The sequence below is a fragment of the Nocardiopsis sp. TNDT3 genome (genome assembly GCF_003427465.1).
GTDB classification, from domain to species: Bacteria; Actinomycetota; Actinomycetes; order Streptosporangiales; family Streptosporangiaceae; genus Nocardiopsis; species Nocardiopsis dassonvillei.
In genome coordinates this window covers 1-1,416 of record NZ_QPFC01001145.1, presented here as the reverse complement: position 1 = coordinate 1,416, position 1,416 = coordinate 1, and the positions used below count along the sequence as shown (strand labels likewise).

Annotated in this window: 1 protein-coding gene; it reads left to right on the top strand. The window is 73.5% G+C overall.

Features of this window, described 5'->3' with window-relative positions:
* Positions 1–256: 256 nt before the first annotated feature.
* Positions 257–1,273: a LacI family DNA-binding transcriptional regulator gene (locus tag DQW06_RS24910; protein WP_013154989.1), complete on the top strand. Its 1,017-nt coding sequence runs from the start codon at positions 257–259 to the stop codon at positions 1,271–1,273.
* The last annotated feature ends 143 nt before the right edge of the window (positions 1,274–1,416 follow it).

The window sequence follows — 1,416 nt, the reverse complement described above, 5'->3', positions numbered from 1 at the left end:
GTCGTGCCCGGGGGCCGCGGACGCGGGGGCGGCCAGGGGGACCGCCAGCGCCGTCGCGGCGAGGACGGCGGTGACGAGGCGGAGCGGCTTCATGGGGGGATCTCCGATCTGGCGACCGACGAAACTTCCGGAAAGTTCCGTAAAATGTGAAGGTCAATGGACCCTAGGTCGTCGCCGGGCACAGCGTCAAGATCCCGTCTCGGCGCTGTCGCCCCACCAGCTGTGCTCGTACTCTGGGTGGGCACAAAGGAGGACCATGCCCGACACCCCGTCCCGAGACGTCACGATCTCCGCCATCGCCGAGGAGGCGGGCGTCTCCGCGCCGACGGTCTCGCGCGTGCTCAACGGCCGGGGCGACGTCGCCCCCGCCACGCGCGAGCGCGTGGAGAGCCTGATCCGCGCCCATGGCTACCGGCGCCGCGGAGGTCGGCCACGGGAGCGCGTCGGCCTGCTCGACCTCGTCTTCAACGACCTGGACAGCCCGTGGGCGGTCGAGATCATCCGCGGCGTGGAGGACGCCGCGCACGAGAGCGGGACCGGCATCGTGGTGTCGGCCATCCACCGCCGGGTCAGCTCCACCCGCCAGTGGCTGGAGAACGTGCGCTCGCGCGCCACCGACGGGGCGATCCTCGTGACCACCGACCTGGACCCCGAGCTGCGCGAGGAGCTGCGGGAGCTCCACGTGCCCGCCGTGGTCGTCGACCCGGTCGGCGTCCCGGACCTGGACACCCCCACGGTCGGCGTCACCAACTGGGCCGGGGGCCTCAGCGCGACCGAGCACCTGATCCACCTCGGCCACCGGCGCATCGCCTTCGTCGCGGGGCGCCCCGAGCTGTGGTGCAGCCGGGCCCGGCTCGACGGCTACCGGGCGGGCCTGGAGACGGCGGGGCTCGCGGTCGACGACGAGCTGGTCGTGCCGGGGGAGTTCGGCTACGAGTCCGGCTTCCGGGCGGGGGAGCGGTTGTTCGACCTCGCCGATCCGCCCACGGCCGTGTTCGCGGCCAGCGACCAGATGGCGCTGGGCGTCTACGAGGCGCTGCGCCGCCGCGGCCTGCGGGTGCCCGCCGACGTCAGCGTGGTCGGCTTCGACGACCTGCCCGAGGCCCGCTGGTCCTCGCCGTCCCTGACCACCGTGCGCCAGCCGCTGTCGGACATGGGCAGGCTCGCGGTGCGCACCGTGCACCGCCTGGTGCAGCGCGAGACCATCGAGAGCCCGCGGGTCGAGCTGGCCACCGAGCTCGTCGTGCGCGACAGCACCGCCCCGCCGCCGTGAACGGGGCCCGGGGGAGGGCGTTGACACCTCCGTGCGGCGCTCCTTAGGCTGGTTTGACCGGAAAGTTCCGGAAAACTCCCGGGCTCCGCGCCAAGGAGGCCGGTGTGGCCACCGCCCCCGAGGAGAAGACCATGTCCCCCACC

What these genes read in the sequence shown, in the direction of transcription:
- DQW06_RS24910 (WP_013154989.1), top strand. Translation starts at nt 257, where the DNA reads ATGCCCGACACCCCGTCCCGAGACGTCACGATCTCCGCCATCGCCGAG.